A 15,689-nucleotide genomic window follows, 5' to 3' on the forward strand; every position below is an offset into this window, starting at 1 on the left:
GGGCAAGCCTTGCTCCCACAGGCGGAGCAAGGTCTATGTGGGAGCAAGGCTTGCCCGCGACAAGGCCAGTATGGCTAACGCAGGGCTAGATTCTAGGCACTGTCTCGACCATCGAAGGCCGCAAGCTCACTTCGGCAAACCACGCTGCCAATTGTGGATTGGCCTTGCGCCATTCCAGATCGGGATGGCGCAGGTCCAGGTAACCCAGGGCGCAGGCCACGCTGATGGACGCAATGTCGAAATGGCAGGCCAGTTCGGCTATCGCCTCGGCTTCGAGCATGCCCAGGGCGCGGCGGATCTTGTCCCGTTGCGCATCGAGCCACTCGGCCCAGTGTTTTTCGACGGGTCGCAGGGCGGTTTCGTAGCGAATCATCACCGCGGCGTCCATGATTCCGTCAGCCAGGGACGCCAGGGTCAGGCGTCGCCACCGGGCTGCGCCGTCGCGGGGAATCAGCGGATTGCCGACGTGCTGGTGGTCGAGGTAATCAAGAATGACGCGACTGTCGTGGAGCACATTGCCATTGGCCAGGCGCAAGGCCGGGATCTTGCTCAGGGGGTTGTCATCAATGAGTGCCTGGTCTGGCCTGACCGGCGTGAGCTGGCTGAGCTGCAACGCCACGCGGTCTTGCTGGCCGGTTTCGTGCAGCAGCACCAGGACCTTGCGCACGAAAGGCGAAGCGGGGTTGTGGAACAACGTCATGCTGGGGGCCGACATGCAGGTATCCTCGATTAACGGGCAAGGGCTTAGCCTAGACAGTTCCAAGGCGGCTGGCGAGGCCGATTGGAAGCCAGTGTGGGAGCGAGCCTGCTCGCGATAGCGCAGTGTCAGTCGATATCAATGTGACTGGTTCACCGCCATCGCGAGCAGGCTCGCTCCCACATTGGGTCCGCGTCGGGCTGAAGTTATCTGCGTTTGATCAGCCCCCAGGTTCCCAGCACCGTCGGCACGCCCAAACCCACCCAACTCACGGCATCCCAGGCCCCATCGCCGAGCAATGCCGAAAACAACCCCGCCGCGCTCAGCACGCCGATTGCCACGGGAATACCAAACACTTTCCAGAAACTCGACTGCCGGGGCCTCACGAGACCACCTGCGCTGCGACCGCTGCGCGCTTGGCCGCTTTTCGCCGCACGAGCCACAGGTAGACGCCGCTGCCGAGGACGATGATGGTCAGCACGTCCAGGGTCGCCCAGAAAATCTGCATCGGCCGACCGCCGTAGTCGCCGAAGTGCAGCGGCAGGGACAGGCTCATCATATCCATGTACCACGGCCGTTCAGCCACGGCGGTGACGTCCAGGGTGCTGGCGTCGATCAATACGGGTGTCAGCAGATGGGAGGTCAGGTGGGTGTCACCTTTCATGAACACGCTGTAGTGGTGTTCGCTGGAAAACAGTGTACCGGGGAAGGCGATGAAGCTGGGCTCCATGCCCGGCGCAACCTCTTTGGCGATGTCCAGCAAGCGGGTCGCCGGGGCCAGTTGCGTCAGCGGCGGGGCGTCGCGATAGGGCTCGACCATGGCGCTGAGGCTGTCATTGCGCCAGGCGGCGATGATCAGGTCGGCGCACGCCGCGATGACGCCGGTCACGCCCACCGTCAGCGCCCAGACCAGCGTGACCACGCCGATCAGGTTGTGCAAATCGAGCCAGCGCAGGCGCGTGGATTTGTCCTGGCGCACCGTGGCGAATTTCAGGCGGCGCATGAACGGCAGGTACAACACCACACCGGAAACGATGGCGATCACGAACAACAGGCCCATGAACGCCAACAGCAACTTGCCTGGCAAGCCGGCGAACATGTCCACATGCAGGCGCAGCATCACCATCATGAAACCGCCGTTGGCCGAGGGCATTTCCAGGGCCTCGCCGGTGCGGGCATCGAGCATGAACGTGTGGGAGGAATTGGGTTCGGTGCCCGGCGTCGGCGCCATGATGGTGATGACACCGTTGGGATCATCCTCGTCCCAGCCAAAATACTGGACCACCTCACCGGGGCGATGGGCCTTGGCTTTTTCCACCAGTTGCGCAAGGTCCAATGGCGGTGTGTCGGCCGGCATTTCGCGAAGCTCGGGGGCGTCGCCCAGCAGATGCTCGATTTCGTGATGAAAAATCAACGGCAGCCCGGTGATTGCCAGCATCAGCAGAAATACCGTGCAGATCAGGCTGGTCCAGGTGTGGACGAAGGACCAGCGACGGATGGTTTTGCTTTTCATGATTGATCCGAATGCAAAAAGGGCCACAGGTGGCCCTTCAAAAGGTTTACGCAAATGCTAACCGTTTACCATTTGTAATTCACGCTGGCGACGACGCTGCGTTGATCGCCGTAGTAGCAGTAGAAACCGTCACACGTGGACAGGTAGTCCTTGTTGAAGACGTTTTTTGCATCCACCGCCACCGATACCCCTTTGAGCGAGTTGTTCAGGCGACCCAGGTCGTAATGGGCCGAGGCGTCATACACGGTATAGGAACCGACATGGCCCCAGTCGGTGTTGGTGGTGTTGCCATAGGTGTCGCCGACGTAACGCACACCCGCACCGACACCAAAGCCGTCCAGCGGGCCGTTGTGCCAGGTGTAGTCCGCCCAGGCGGTGGCTTGGTTACGCGGCACCTGGGCCATGCGCTTGCCTTTTTCCGCCGTCGTGCCTTTGGTGATTTCACTGTCGTTGTAGGTGTAGGAGCCGATGAGCTTCAGGTTGTCGGTCACGTCGCCCGAGGCCTCCAACTCCAGGCCACGTACCTGTACTTCACCCACTTGGCGGGTGACGTTGTTTTCGGTGACAGAGTTGTTTTTCTGGGTCAGGTCGAACACCGCCGCCGTCAGCAGGGTTTTGGTGCCGGGTGGCTGGTACTTGATGCCCGCTTCGTACTGTTCGCCTTCGGTCGGCTTGAATGCATCGGTGCTGTTGACGTTGGTACCGGCCGCTGCCTGGAAGGACTGGGCGAAAGAAATGTACGGCGTCACGCCATTGTCGAAGACGTAGCTCAGCGCCGCGTTACCGCTGAATTTCTTGTCGCGCTGGGTGTTGGTCGCGCCGGCCTGGTTGTGGAACTCGGTGCCGGTGTGGATCCAGTCTTCACGACCACCGAGGGTCAGACGCCAGTTGTCCAGGGCGATCTGGTCCTGGATGTAGAGACCGGTTTGCTGGGTCTTCTGGTTGTAGTCGTACATGGTGAAGTACTGGACGTTGGAGAAATCCTGTCCGTAGGTCGGGTTGTGGATATTGCTGGCCGGTACGCCAGTCGAGCCCCACAGCCAGCGCGAGTTGCTGTTGGAGCGCTGGTGATCCAGGCCCAGCAACAAGGTGTGGCTCAGGGCTGCGGTTTGGAAGTCGGCCTGGAAGTTGTTGTCCACGGCGAACTGGCTGACGTCTTCATCGACGATACCCGCTGTTCGCTGCACGGTTCCGTCGGCGCTGACCGCTTTGTCGGGGCCGGCCGGCCAGATCTGCCCGCCCGCAGTGACACCCTGAAACTCCAGGTCGCTCTTGGTATAGCGCAGGTTCTGGCGGAACTGCCAAGTGTCGTTCAGACGATGTTCAAACGCATAGCCGAGGGCGTAGTAGGTGCGGTCGTAGAATTCCCAGTCCGGGTCACCCAGGTTTTTGTGGTGGGAAATCTTGCCGGCCGGCGACGACAGCTTGGTGCCTTGCAGCGGCAGGAATTGCCCGGTGATGCCGGTGTCGTCGCGGGTGTACTGAGACAGGAAGGTCAGACGGGTGTCGTCGTTGATGTTCCAGGTCAGGCTGGGGGCGATGTTGTAGCGTTTGTCCGGGATGTGATCGACCTGGGCGTTGCTGTCGCGCACCGTGCCGCTGACCCGATACAGGAACTGGCCTTCGTCATCGACCTTGCCGGTGCTGTCGAAGTTGATCTGCTTGTGTTCGTAGCTGCCGGCTTGCAGTTCGACCTCGTGGCTGCTTTCAGCTTGCGGGCGACGGCTGACCATGTCCAGCATGCCGCCGGGTGGCGTCTGGCCGTAGATCGAAGACGCCGGACCACGCAGCACGGCGATGCGTTCGAGGTTCCAGGGCTCGATTTTCGGCGTGACGTAGTTGCCCTTGGGCAGCGGCAGACCATCGAGGAACTGCGTCGGTACAAAACCGCGCACCAGCAGCCAGTCGTTGCGTGAGTCCGAGCCGTAGCCGCTGCTCTGCACGCCAGCGGTGTAGCGCAGGGCGTCATTGAGGTTGAGGACCGAGCGATCTTCCATCTGCTGGCGTGTGACCACGGAAACCGAGCGCGGCAGTTCGACAATCGGCGTATCGGTCTTGGTGCCGGCTGCCGTGCGAGTGGCGACATAGCCAAAGGTCGGACCCCACGCGGTCTCGCTGAGGCCGGCGCCGATCACGCTGGTTTCCGGCAAAGCCATGACGCCTTCGGGCACGGCCACCAGGCTGTAGGTGCCGGCGCTGCTTTGTTGCAGCTGAAGACCGGTGCCGCGCAACGCCTCACGCAATGCGCCAATGGCATCGAACTGGCCCTGGACCGGTGCCGAGGTTTTGCCCGAGGCCAGGGACGGGGTCAGACTCAGGGCGAGCCCGGCCTGACTGGCGATCTGGTTCAGGGTGCTGGCCAATGGTGCGGCGGGCAGGTTGTAGGTGCGCACGCTCGAGGCTTGTTCGGCGGCCAGCAACGGGCCGCTGACCAACGGGGCGGCAAAAGCGATGGCAACGGCCAACAGACTGGGGCGCAACAGGGTGTCTAGCGGGCGGGACATACGGCGGCTCCTGAATGGAAATATTTCTCAATTGCCTTGGTGCCGGATGAAAATTCAAAAGTGATAGGGCTGGATGAAAATAATTTAGATTCAGATTGAGGTGAGGTGTCCAACGGGTCTTCGGATCGGGACGGCTTCATCGCGAGCAGGCTCCGCTCCCACAGGGGATCACTGAAGATCAAATGTGGGAGCGAGCCTGCTCGCGATGGGGCCTCAAGGCTTGGTCTCGGCCCTCGGCCCCACCATCACCCACCAGCGCGTGTGATGCTCGACCTGTACCGGCAAGGTCGGGAGCAGGGCGCTGAGTGCCAGATCGGTGTCGTGCAGCGGGAAGCTGCCCGTGATGCGCAGGTCGGCTACCTGTGGCTCGACGCCCAGGTAGCCGCGACGATAGCGTCCCAGCTCATGGACCAGGTCTTCGAGGCGGGCGTTGTCCACCACCAGCATGCCGCGGGTCCAGGCATCGGCGCCCGGATTCAGGGCCATCGTCGGCCCGAGACCGTCGCGGCGCATCAACACCTGCTGGCCTTCACGCAGGATCTGCTCTTCATCGGTGGCCTGTGGATGCGCCGCCACCGCCGACTTCAGCACGCTCAAGCGCGTGCCTTCAGCTTCTCGCTTGACCAAAAACCGGGTGCCCAGGGCGCGCATGTTGCCTTCGCGGGTTTCAACGATAAACGGACGCGGATCGTTGTGGCCGGTTTCCACCAGGATCTCGCCTTCTTGCAGGACAATGCGGCGCTGCTTGTCATCGAAACGCACGTCCAGCGCACTGTGGGTGTTGAGGTTGATCAGCGTGCCGTCGGCCAGGCGCAGGACGCGTTGCTCGCCGGTGGCGGTGCGCTGGTCGGCCAGCCAGTAATCCAGCGGCAAGTAACGATCTCCGGCAAACAACGCCAGGCCGATCACTGCAACAATGCTGGCCAGGCTGCTGCCGAGCTTGCGCACCCGGCGACGGATGTTTGCTCTGGATTGCAACAACGCGGCTCGCCCAGGGCCGTTGGCGACACTGAAGCGTTGGTCAAGCATGCCCAGTTGCCGCCAGGCCCGGGCGTGTTCTTCGTCGGCGGCATGCCATTGGGCGAACGCTTCCCGCTCCTGGGCACTACCGCCGCCTGAGTCCAGGGACAGTTGCCAGGCAATGGCCGCATCCAGAACCCCGGTCGAGACGGGTTTGGAAGAGGGCGTGCTCATGTCGGCTCACCATAAAGCGCGATGTAGCACTGGCGCATGCCCTGGGCCAGGTACTGCCGCACCCGGGGCACGGAAACCCCCAGGCGCTCGGCGATTTCTGCATGGCTGAGGCCGTCGAGGCGGTTGTAGAGGAAGGCGGCGCGGGCCTTGCTCGACAATTTGCCAAGCAGCCGATCGATAGCCTTGAGGTCTTCGAGGATCAGTTGCTGCTCTTCCAACGACGGCTGTTCGTTTTCCGGGATCAGCATCAGCTCGGTGAGGTAGGCCTGCTCCAGCGCCGCCCGACGGAAATAATCGAACAGCAGTCCCTTGGCGATCGCCACCAGAAACGCCCTGGGCTCTCGGGGCGCTGTCAGTTCCTCCCGGCCCAGCAGGCGCACGAAGGTGTCCTGGCTCAGATCTTCGGCCCGTTGCGGGCAGGCCACGTTGCGGCGCAGCCATGCCAATAGCCACCCGCGATGGTCACGGTACAACGCACCAACCAGATCACTGTGGGGGCTTGGGGCTGACGACACGAAGCATCACCGACGTTTTAAGTAACGAGAATTGTTCGCGATTGTCGCAGAGGCGGGGGAGAGAAAGCAATTGGCGCTGGTCGGAGCACGATCCGCGGGTTCAGGTGAGTCTGTAGGAGCAAGGCTTGCCCGCGATGGCATCGCCGGGACTGGCAGCCTGGCCGAGTCGCCTGCATCGCGGGCAAGCCTTGCTCCCACAGGTCAACCACCTTGGGCTAAAGCGAAGGCGCCCGTTGCCGTCGCTTCCATTGGCTCAGGTGCTGTTGCAGCTCAAGCGGGCTATGGATCTGCTGCTGACGGGCACGGCTGAACAGAATGAGCGCCAATTCGGCGGTGGCCAGGGCGTCGGCGCTGGCGTTATGACGGTCGAAGACTTGCAATTTGCACCAGTCGATCCAGTCGTCCAGGCCGGCCTTGCGCAGGTGCGCTTGAGGGCAGAGCATCGGCGCCAGGTCAGCGACATCCAGAAACGAATGCTGCAAGCGATAACCGAGGTAATCCTTCAGTGCTCGCCCCAGCATGTGGGAGTCGAACGGCGCATGAAATGCCAGCAGAGGGCTGTCGCCGACGAATTCCATGAACGCCAGCAGCGCCTCGGCGGGGTCGCTGCCGGCGGCAATTTCACTCGGCGCCAGGCCATGGATCAATACGCTGGGTCCCAGCTTCTGCTTGTCGCACTGCAAGGTGCGTTCGAACTGTTGGCTGAAGTCGATGGCGCCGTCTTCTATGACCACCGCACCGATGGACAGCACCTGATCCTTGTTCAGGTTCAACCCCGTGGTTTCCAGATCCAGCACCACCCAGCGTTGCTCCCTCAGGCTGCATTCACCCAGGGGCGCGGGGGCCGGCAGGCGCTCCAGGCGCTGTTGCACGTCTTCAGGCAACATCGGTTGGACCGGGCGTAACCAGGAAAAAATGCTCACAACTGGTACCTCAGCGTCAGGCTGCTTTGCAGCCGTTGGGCCTGGCGCAGGGATTCGCGCAGAATGCGCCGGTCCAGATGATTAAGGCTGTCGGGGTCGACCCGGTTGGAGTAGGGCAGGTTTTCGCGGGTCTGCAGTTGATGTTGTTGCATGCGGGTTTGCTGGATGAAGTGGTAGGCCTCTTCATAGGCCGCGCCATCGAGCGGTTGGATCACGTCCTTGATGACCAGTTGCCGCAAGCGCTCCAGGGTATTGTTGGCTTCGATGCCATTGGCCAGGGCCAGCAGGCGAGCGCCGTCGACAAAAGGCGTCAGGCCTTGCACTTTCAGGTCCAAGGTGGCTTTTTCGCCGTTCTTGCGGCTGAGCACGAAATCCCTGAAGCGTCCCACCGGTGGACGATGACGCAGCGCGTTCTCGGCCATCATGCGCTGGAACAAACGGTTATCGGCCACCTGTTCGAGCACTTGCTGGCGCAACTGCTCACAGCCTTGCTCATCGCCCCAGACCACCCGCAGGTCGAAATAGATACTCGAGCTCAATAGGTTTTCCGGCGTCGCTTCACGAATGAATGCGGCAAAGCGTCGGGCCCATTCGGCGCGGGACAGGCACAGCTCCGGGTTGCCGGCCATGATGTTGCCCTTGCACAAGGTGAAACCACAGAGGGCCAGGCTCTGGTTGATCTGTTGGGCGATGGGCAGCAGCAGCCCGCGGATCTGCGCCGCATGGGCGGCGTCCCGGGCTTCGAACAGGATGCCGTTGTCCTGGTCGGTGTGCAGGGTCTGCTCGCGCCGGCCTTCACTGCCGAAACACAACCAACTGAACGGCACGCCCGGGTCACCCTTGTCGGCCAGGGTCAGTTCGATGACCCGGCACACGGTGTGGTCGTTGAGCAGTGTGATGATCTGGGTGATCTGCGTCGACGACGCACCATGGGCCAGCATGCGCTCGACCAATTGACCGATCTCGCCGCGCAGGGCCACCAGGGTCTCGACTTTCGGGGCGCTGCTGATGGTCCGTGCCAGATGCACCAGGTCGACCCGCTGCAGGGAAAACAGATCGCGCTCGGACACCACGCCGCACAAGCGATGGTCCTTGACCAGACAAACATGGGCAATGTGGCGCTCAGTCATGGCGATGGCCGCGTCGAAGGCGCTGTGGTCCGGCGAGAGATAGAAGGGTGTCGGGGTCATGTGCGCGGCGATGGCTTCGGAAAAATCCCCGGAGCCGTCGGCGACCACATGCCGCAGGTCGCGCAGGGTAAAAATCCCTACCGGCGCTTTTTGCTCGTTCACCACCACAATGCTTCCGACCTGCTGTTCGTGCATCAGTTTCACGGCTTCGCGCAGGGGCATGTCGGGGTTGCAACTCACCGGATGACGCATCGCCAGCTCGCCCAGCCGGGTGTTGAGCGAATATTGGGTGCCGAGGGTTTGCGCGGACTTCTGCTGGACTTGCTGATTGAACTGGTCGAGCAGGCTGCTAACTCCACGCAGCGCGAAATCACGAAACGGGCTCGACAGGGCGAATAGCTTGATGAATGCCTGCTTGTTCAACTGCAGGCAGAAGGTGTCCTCGCCGGCACGGTGTTCGGTGCGCGTGGCCCGCTCGCCCAGCAGCGCGGCAAGGGGGAAGCATTCGCCGGTGGTGATTTCGAAGGTGGTTTCGGTGCCACCTTTTGCCGAATGCGGACGCTCGCCCACGACCCGGCCCTGCTTGACGATATAAAAGTGTTCCACCGTGCCGTCGGCCGGTTTGATGATGGTGTCCCCCGGTGCGTAAAAACGCAGCAGGCATTGCTCCACCAGATAAGCCAGGTGAGCGTTTTCCATTTGGTTGAACGGGGGAAAACGCTGAAGGAATTGCAGCGTTCCCTGGATGTTCTGCAACACCGCGGTTTTCCCAGCCTGGGTAAAGGCGTCCGTTTTTTTCATAACCATGGCGCAGTCTTTTTTGAATTGTTGTGGTCGGATCTGTCCCCATGGTCAACCCCTGAGGGTAGGGTGCCCATTGGACGTAAGTCTAGGTCAACGCAAAAGGCTGGGAACGATAGAAAAATCCCTCGTGTGGTCTATCCGAAGCCTGCAATAAATGTACTTGGAAAAAAATCCGACGAAGTGCACATTGAAGCGACGCAGAACGATGTCTGACCACTGTGCCAGGGGATCGATTAAAGAACGTAGAGAGCATCATGTCCGACCACGATATTTTGAGTGACGCCGAGCGCGAGGCGCTGAGTGCCGTCATGCTGGAACCCGACCTGCCGCCGCAACGAGTCTTGATTGTCGATGACGACAAGGACGCCCGTGAGCTGCTATCGGAAATTCTGGCCCTGGACGGCATTCACTGCATGACCGCCGCCAGCGGTGAAACGGCGCTCAAGTTGCTGGAAACCAAGCCGTCGATTGGCCTATTGATCACTGACTTGCGTATGGGCAATGTCGATGGCCTTGAACTGGTCCGCCTGGTCCGTGAGTCGGAGCGGGCAGCGCTGCCGATCATCCTCGTCTCCGGCGATGCCGACGTGAAGGACGCCATCGAAGCGATGCACCTGAGCGTAGTGGATTTTTTGCTCAAGCCTATTGATACGGAAAAATTGCTGGGTCTGGTCAAGCATGAGCTGGGGATGGATCTTTAAAATTGTCTGTGGGAGCCAATGAATCCCACAATGACTAGAGCATCAGCTAGGGCTTGGTGATTTTGCAATGAAAAAGCCCTGATCTTTCGATCAGGGCTTTTTCTTGTGCTGCGTTTTACCCTTCAATCACAGCCCATTGGCTGCCTTGAACTCGCGACGACGACGGTGCAGCACCGGCTCGGTATAGCCGTTAGGCTGCCGGGTGCCTTCGATCACCAACTCCACTGCCGCCTGGAAGGCGATGTTGCTGTCGAAGTCCGGCGCCAGTGGACGGTACAGCGGGTCGCTGGCGTTCTGGCGGTCCACCACCGGCGCCATGCGCTTGAGGCTTTCCATCACCTGGTCCTGGGTGACGATGCCATGGCGCAGCCAGTTGGCGATGTGCTGGCTGGAAATACGCAGCGTCGCACGGTCTTCCATCAGGCCAATATCGTTGATGTCCGGCACCTTGGAGCAACCTACGCCCTGGTCGATCCAGCGCACCACGTAACCGAGGATGCCCTGGGCATTGTTGTCCAGTTCGTTCCTGATCTGCTCCGGCGTCCAGTTCGGGTTCACGGCCAACGGGATGGTCAGGATGTCGTCCACCGAGGCGCGGGCACGTTGGGCCAGTTCGGCCTGACGGGCGAACACGTCGACCTTGTGATAATGCAGCGCGTGCAGCGCTGCAGCGGTCGGCGACGGAACCCACGCGGTGTTGGCACCGGCCATGGGATGAGCGATTTTCTGCTCCAGCATCGCTGCCATCAGGTCCGGCATGGCCCACATGCCCTTGCCGATCTGTGCGCGACCCTGCAGGCCGGTGCTCAGGCCGATATCGACGTTCCAATTCTCATACGCGGCGATCCACTTCTCGGCTTTCATATCAGCCTTGCGCACCATCGGGCCGGCTTCCATGGAGGTGTGGATTTCGTCGCCGGTGCGGTCCAGGAAGCCGGTGTTGATGAACACCACGCGTTCACTGGCGGCCTTGATGCAGGCCTTGAGGTTGACCGTGGTCCGGCGCTCCTCGTCCATGATCCCGACCTTGAGGGTGTTGCGCGGCAGGTTCAGCACGTCCTCGACGCGACCGAACAGTTCGTTGGTGAACGCCGCTTCTTCCGGCCCGTGCATCTTCGGCTTGACGATGTACACCGAGCCGGTACGGCTGTTGCGGCGCGAAGTATTGCCGTTGAGGCTGTGGATTGCCGCCAGGCTGGTGACCAGGCCATCCAGGATGCCTTCCGGTACTTCCTGACCGTCCTTGTCCAGGATCGCGTCGATAGTCATCAGATGACCGACGTTGCGCACGAACAGGAGCGAGCGGCCATGCAGGGTCAGGCCCGAACCGTCGACCGTCGTGTACGCACGATCGGGGTTCATGGTGCGGGTAAACGTCTGACCGCCCTTGGCGACCTGTTCCGACAGATCGCCCTTCATCAGGCCGAGCCAGTTACGGTAGATCATCACTTTGTCATCGGCATCGACGGCGGCGACCGAGTCTTCGCAGTCCATGATGGTGGTCAGCGCCGCTTCCATCAGGATGTCTTTGACGCCGGCGGCATCGGTCTGGCCGACGGGGGTGCTGGCGTCGATCTGGATTTCAAAGTGCAGGCCGTTGTGCTTCAACAGCACGGTGGTCGGTGCCGAAGCGTCGCCCTGGAAACCGATCAGTTGCGCGTCGTCACGCAGGCCGCTGTTGCTGCCGCCCTTGAGGGCAACCACCAGTTTGCCATCGACGATCTTGTAAGCGGTGGAATCGACATGGGAGCCGGCGGCCAACGGCGCGGCTTCGTCGAGGAAGGCGCGGGCAAAGGCAATGACCTTGTCGCCGCGTACCTTGTTGTAGCCTTTGCCTTTCTCCGCGCCGTCGGCTTCGCTGATGGCATCGGTGCCGTACAGCGCGTCGTACAAAGAACCCCAGCGGGCGTTCGAGGCATTGAGGGCGAAGCGGGCATTCATCACCGGCACGACCAGTTGCGGGCCGGCCATGCGGGCGATTTCGTCATCGACATTTTGCGTCGTGGCCTGGAAATCCGCCGCTTCTGGCAGCAGATAACCGATGTCTTGCAGGAAGGCTTTGTAAGCCACGGCGTCGTGGGCCTGGCCGGCACGGGCCTGGTGCCAGGCATCGATCTGTGCCTGGAAATCGTCGCGTTTGGCGAGTAGGGCTTTGTTCTTCGGGGCCAGGTCGTGGATGACTTTGTCGGCACCGGCCCAGAACGCATCGGCGGTGAGGCCGGTTCCGGGGATAGCTTCGTTATTCACGAAGTCGAACAGGACTTTGGCGACCCGCAGGCCACCGACTTGAACGTGTTCAGTCATTGCTTGCCTCACTCTGCTCAGCTATTTCGCTTTTCAGCTCTTCGATTTTGACAATGAAGCCTCGGGACATTTAAACCACAAACCCCGGAACCAGTACATGCCATCGCTGGCGGCTGGGTGGGACCTGTCACGGGCGTTAAGCCTTGCTGACGGGGCTTTCAGGGATGCGACCGCGCCTTGAACAGTCATTGGTCCAACATTATGTAGTGCGCGCTGCGGCATACTACATGATCAATTGCGGTTGTGAAAATTAGACTAATTGCGTCGTTCCGCGACCCACTAAAGTGTTACGGTCACGACGAGGCACGGGATGTTCTCAAAAAACGTATGGATTGTTCCATATAAATCTTGATTTTTGTACACGATGTATCTGGTGTCATCCTGTGGGAGCAAGCTTTGCTCTCACAGGAGCGAGGTATATATCTTTAGGCCATCAGTCTGCTCGCGACCACCTGCCTATACTCTTCTTTCCACAACAAGAGGGCTCGCGCCATGGACCATCTCGTCATCACTGTTTTCGCCCCGGACAAGCCCGGGTTGGTCGAGCAGATCGCCCTTTGCATCGCCGAGCACGGCGGTAACTGGTTGGAAAGCCGCATGTCCCGTCTGGCGGGACAATTTGCCGGAATCCTGCGCCTGAGCGTTCCGGCTGAATCCCATGATGAATTGATCGAAGCCTTGCAAGGCCTGTCGGCCCACAACATCCGCGTGCTGATCGCCGAGGGCATCGTCGAAGAGTCCTGCACTTGGAAGCCTATCGCGATGGAGCTGGTGGGTAATGATCGCCCGGGGATCGTGCGCGACATCACGCGCTTGCTGAGTGAGCAGGGCGTCAACGTCGAGCGACTGGTCACGGACGTGCGACCGGCGCCGATGAGCAGCGAGTTGCTGTTTCATGCCGAAGCGATCCTCGGGGTGCCAGTGACCTTGTCCCTGGACACTTTGCAGGAGCGTTTGGAAACCCTGGCCGATGAACTGATGGTGGAGCTGAAACTCAGCGACGAGAACTGATAAGGGTTATCCAAGGAAAAACTGCGCCTGCCTGTGGATAACCTGTAGAGACACCTCGCCAGCCCACGTCCGCCGGGCGCTGGCGGGATATGATTAAAAAATCACCAGTTTTCAAGGGCTTGTGCACAAACGGCGGGGATCACGCTGTGGATAACCTTGGGAAGGATAAGCGCAGGCCACGCCAGGCGTGGCCTGTGGAGGTTCGTACGTTTTTTGATCAGTTGCGCCGGCGCATGCTGATCACGGCATCGACGCTATACACCGCAAGCCCAGCCCAGATAAACAGGAACGCCACCAATGTGCTGGACGACAGATGCTCACCGAACAGCAGTACGGCGAGCAACAACACCAGCGTCGGTGCGATGTACTGGAGGAACCCGAGGGTGGTGTAGGGCAAATGCCGCGCCGCAGCGTTAAAGCACACCAACGGCACCAGCGTCACGGGCCCTGCCGCCACCAGCCACCAGGCTTCGGAGGTGGTCCAGAAAACGGCTTGGGCGCTGGTAGCCGCCGGGTTGAACAACAACCAGGCAATGGCGATCGGCACCAGCATCCAGGTTTCCACTACCAGTCCGGGTAAAGCCTTGACCGGCGCCTGCTTGCGGATCAGCCCATAAAAGCCGAAGGTCAGCGCCAGCACCAGCGACACCCAAGGCAGGCTGCCCACTTGCCAGACCTGCTGCGCCACACCGACCGCGGCCAACCCCACCGCCAGCCACTGCATGCGTCGCAACCGTTCACCCAGGATCAACATGCCGAGCAATACGTTCACCAGCGGGTTGATGTAGTACCCCAGGCTCGCTTCGAGCATGCGCTCGTTGTTCACCGCCCAGACATAGGTCAACCAGTTGGCCGCGATCAACGTACCGCTCAGGGCCAGGATTGCCAGCCGCTGTGGATTGTCCCGCAGTTCGCGCCACCAGCCCGGGTGTTTCCAGACCATCAGCAACGCCGCGCCGAACAGCGCTGACCACAGCACCCGGTGGATGATGATTTCCACGGACGGCACGTTGGCGATGGCTTTGAAATAGATCGGGAACAGACCCCAGATGATGTAGGCACTCAGGCCCAGGATATACCCGCGACGCGGGTTGGCGGCTTGCATGCAGAATCCTTGCTTAGGCAGCTAACAAAAGAGTGATTGTAAGGAGATTTGTCAGATTGTGCTGTGAACCTTTATGCGCGTTTCAGCGCAATCCCTTTGTGGGAGCGAGCTTGCTCGCGATAGCGGTATGTCATTCGACACAGGTGTTGAATGTTCGATCGCCATCGCGAGCAGGCTCGCTCCCACAGGGGGGCGGCAGTGGCAAATCAGAACAACTTCAACGGCTCTTCATTGAGCGCCGCCAATTGCTCGCGCAACGCCAACACCTGGTCGCCCCAGTAGCGTTCGCTGCCGAACCACGGGAAGCTGCGCGGGAACGCCGGATCGTCCCAACGGCGCGCCAGCCAGGCGCTGTAGTGCATCAGGCGCAGGGCCCGCAGAGGCTCGATCAAGGCCAGTTCACGCGGGTCAAAGTCATGAAACTCGCGGTAGCCGTCCATCAATTCCGACAACTGCCCCAGGCATTCCTGGCGATCACCGGCGAGCATCATCCACAAATCCTGTACCGCCGGGCCCATGCGGCAGTCGTCCAGGTCGACGATATGAAAAACCTCGTCGCGGCACATCATGTTGCCGGGGTGGCAGTCGCCGTGCATGCGGATGTTCTGGTGAGGCGTGGCGGCATAAACCTCTTCGACCCGTTTGAGTAGGTCCCGGGCCACCGACTCGTAGGCCGGAAGCAGGCTGCGGGGTACGAAACCGCTTTGCAGCACGGTGGCCAGCGAATCGTGGCCGAAGTTTTTCACGCCCAACGCTTCACGATGCTCGAACGCACGGGTCGACCCGACCGCGTGCAGACGCCCGAGCAATTGCCCCAGGCGATAGAGTTGGTCGAGGTTGCCCGGCTCAGGCGCGCGGCCGCCGCGCCGGGGAAACAGGGTGAAACGAAACCCGGCGTGTTCGTGCAGACTGACGCCGTTGTGAATCAGCGGCGCCACCACCGGCACGTCGCATTCGGCCAGTTCGAAGGTGAAGCGGTGCTCTTCCAGAATCGCTTCGTTGGTCCAGCGCTGAGGGCGATAGAACTTGGCGATCAGCGGCTCGGCGTCTTCGATACCCACCTGATAGACACGGTTTTCATAGCTGTTGAGGGCCAGCACACGGGCGTCGCTGAGCAAGCCCATGCTTTCAACGGCATCGAGCACCAGGTCGGGTGTGAGGGTTTCAAACGGATGGGACATGCTGACTCCTGCGCAGCGGCAGGGCTGCCGCGTCCGGCCCAGCATGGTAGCGCAGACGGAGGGAGATAGGTGACGGCTGTCGGTGATCGTTCCCACGCTCTGCGTGG

13 protein-coding genes are annotated in these 15,689 nt (G+C 61.1%); 2 read left to right on the forward strand and 11 right to left on the reverse strand.

From position 1 onward, the window contains the following. Positions 1 to 85: 85 nt before the first annotated feature. The 8 genes from BW979_RS05930 to BW979_RS05965 all read right to left on the reverse strand — a co-directional run bounded on the left by BW979_RS05930 (position 86) and on the right by BW979_RS05965 (position 9,277). Positions 86 to 715 carry a glutathione S-transferase gene (locus BW979_RS05930; RefSeq protein WP_076383408.1) on the reverse strand — a complete coding sequence of 210 codons (630 nt, stop codon included), beginning with the start codon at positions 713 to 715 and terminating at the stop codon, positions 86 to 88. 188 nt (positions 716 to 903) lie between these two features. Beyond that, a complete protein-coding gene (locus tag BW979_RS05935; protein WP_076383409.1) occupies positions 904 to 1,083 on the reverse strand; it encodes a hypothetical protein in 180 nt (59 codons plus the stop codon). Then, positions 1,080 to 2,210: a PepSY-associated TM helix domain-containing protein gene (locus BW979_RS05940; RefSeq protein WP_076383410.1), complete on the reverse strand. Its 1,131-nt coding sequence runs from the start codon at positions 2,208 to 2,210 to the stop codon at positions 1,080 to 1,082. Before BW979_RS05940 ends, BW979_RS05935 begins: the two co-directional genes overlap by 4 nt. A gap of 65 nt (positions 2,211 to 2,275) precedes the next feature. Further along, the gene (locus BW979_RS05945) at positions 2,276 to 4,714 is read right to left on the reverse strand and encodes a TonB-dependent siderophore receptor (RefSeq protein ID WP_076383411.1); all 2,439 of its coding nucleotides are present in this window, start codon (positions 4,712 to 4,714) and stop codon (positions 2,276 to 2,278) included. A 213-nt stretch (positions 4,715 to 4,927) separates the two neighbouring features. Continuing rightward, the gene (locus BW979_RS05950) at positions 4,928 to 5,908 is read right to left on the reverse strand and encodes a FecR domain-containing protein (protein WP_047228129.1); all 981 of its coding nucleotides are present in this window, start codon (positions 5,906 to 5,908) and stop codon (positions 4,928 to 4,930) included. Further along, positions 5,905 to 6,423 carry an RNA polymerase sigma factor gene (locus BW979_RS05955; protein WP_076383412.1) on the reverse strand — a complete coding sequence of 173 codons (519 nt, stop codon included), beginning with the start codon at positions 6,421 to 6,423 and terminating at the stop codon, positions 5,905 to 5,907. The genes BW979_RS05950 and BW979_RS05955 overlap by 4 nt, the downstream gene beginning before the upstream one ends. Positions 6,424 to 6,638: 215 nt before the next feature. Then, on the reverse strand, positions 6,639 to 7,346 hold the full coding sequence (locus tag BW979_RS05960) for a 3'-5' exonuclease (protein ID WP_047228127.1): 708 nt from the start codon (positions 7,344 to 7,346) through the stop codon (positions 6,639 to 6,641). Continuing rightward, on the reverse strand, positions 7,343 to 9,277 hold the full coding sequence (locus tag BW979_RS05965; RefSeq protein WP_305468590.1) for a putative nucleotidyltransferase substrate binding domain-containing protein: 1,935 nt from the start codon (positions 9,275 to 9,277) through the stop codon (positions 7,343 to 7,345). The genes BW979_RS05960 and BW979_RS05965 overlap by 4 nt, the downstream gene beginning before the upstream one ends. Before the next feature lie 257 nt (positions 9,278 to 9,534). Between BW979_RS05965 and BW979_RS05970 the strand changes: the two genes are divergently transcribed. Next, positions 9,535 to 9,981: a response regulator gene (locus BW979_RS05970; protein WP_047228125.1), complete on the forward strand. Its 447-nt coding sequence runs from the start codon at positions 9,535 to 9,537 to the stop codon at positions 9,979 to 9,981. A gap of 126 nt (positions 9,982 to 10,107) precedes the next feature. Here the strand turns inward: BW979_RS05970 and BW979_RS05975 are convergent, their stop codons facing one another. Then, positions 10,108 to 12,285 (reverse strand): malate synthase G, encoded by a 2,178-nt coding sequence (locus BW979_RS05975; RefSeq protein WP_076383413.1) that lies wholly within the window; start codon positions 12,283 to 12,285, stop codon positions 10,108 to 10,110. 492 nt (positions 12,286 to 12,777) lie between these two features. Between BW979_RS05975 and BW979_RS05980 the strand changes: the two genes are divergently transcribed. Further along, positions 12,778 to 13,296: a glycine cleavage system protein R gene (locus tag BW979_RS05980; RefSeq protein WP_047228123.1), complete on the forward strand. Its 519-nt coding sequence runs from the start codon at positions 12,778 to 12,780 to the stop codon at positions 13,294 to 13,296. 217 nt (positions 13,297 to 13,513) lie between these two features. On the opposite strand, the gene rarD is transcribed toward BW979_RS05980, so the two are convergent. Further along, complete coding sequence (rarD, locus tag BW979_RS05985; protein ID WP_047228122.1) at positions 13,514 to 14,401, reverse strand: EamA family transporter RarD; 888 nt, start codon at positions 14,399 to 14,401, stop codon at positions 13,514 to 13,516. A gap of 206 nt (positions 14,402 to 14,607) precedes the next feature. Then, on the reverse strand, positions 14,608 to 15,582 hold the full coding sequence (locus BW979_RS05990; protein ID WP_076383414.1) for a serine/threonine protein kinase: 975 nt from the start codon (positions 15,580 to 15,582) through the stop codon (positions 14,608 to 14,610). Positions 15,583 to 15,689: the final 107 nt, after the last annotated feature.

The sequence above is a fragment of the Pseudomonas sp. A214 genome (genome assembly GCF_900156295.1).
Lineage (GTDB): Bacteria > Pseudomonadota > Gammaproteobacteria > Pseudomonadales > Pseudomonadaceae > Aquipseudomonas > Aquipseudomonas rhizophila.

Bases quoted from the DNA above. Each gene is read 5' to 3' on its own strand.
- BW979_RS05930 (WP_076383408.1), bottom strand. From the start codon at position 715: ATGTCGGCCCCCAGCATGACGTTGTTCCACAACCCCGCTTCGCCTTTC.
- BW979_RS05940 (WP_076383410.1), bottom strand. From the start codon at position 2,210: ATGAAAAGCAAAACCATCCGTCGCTGGTCCTTCGTCCACACCTGGACC.
- BW979_RS05945 (WP_076383411.1), bottom strand. From the start codon at position 4,714: ATGTCCCGCCCGCTAGACACCCTGTTGCGCCCCAGTCTGTTGGCCGTT.
- BW979_RS05950 (WP_047228129.1), bottom strand. From the start codon at position 5,908: ATGAGCACGCCCTCTTCCAAACCCGTCTCGACCGGGGTTCTGGATGCG.
- BW979_RS05965 (WP_305468590.1), bottom strand. From the start codon at position 9,277: ATGAAAAAAACGGACGCCTTTACCCAGGCTGGGAAAACCGCGGTGTTG.
- BW979_RS05970 (WP_047228125.1), top strand. From the start codon at position 9,535: ATGTCCGACCACGATATTTTGAGTGACGCCGAGCGCGAGGCGCTGAGT.
- BW979_RS05975 (WP_076383413.1), bottom strand. From the start codon at position 12,285: ATGACTGAACACGTTCAAGTCGGTGGCCTGCGGGTCGCCAAAGTCCTG.
- BW979_RS05980 (WP_047228123.1), top strand. From the start codon at position 12,778: ATGGACCATCTCGTCATCACTGTTTTCGCCCCGGACAAGCCCGGGTTG.
- rarD (WP_047228122.1), bottom strand. From the start codon at position 14,401: ATGCAAGCCGCCAACCCGCGTCGCGGGTATATCCTGGGCCTGAGTGCC.
- BW979_RS05990 (WP_076383414.1), bottom strand. From the start codon at position 15,582: ATGTCCCATCCGTTTGAAACCCTCACACCCGACCTGGTGCTCGATGCC.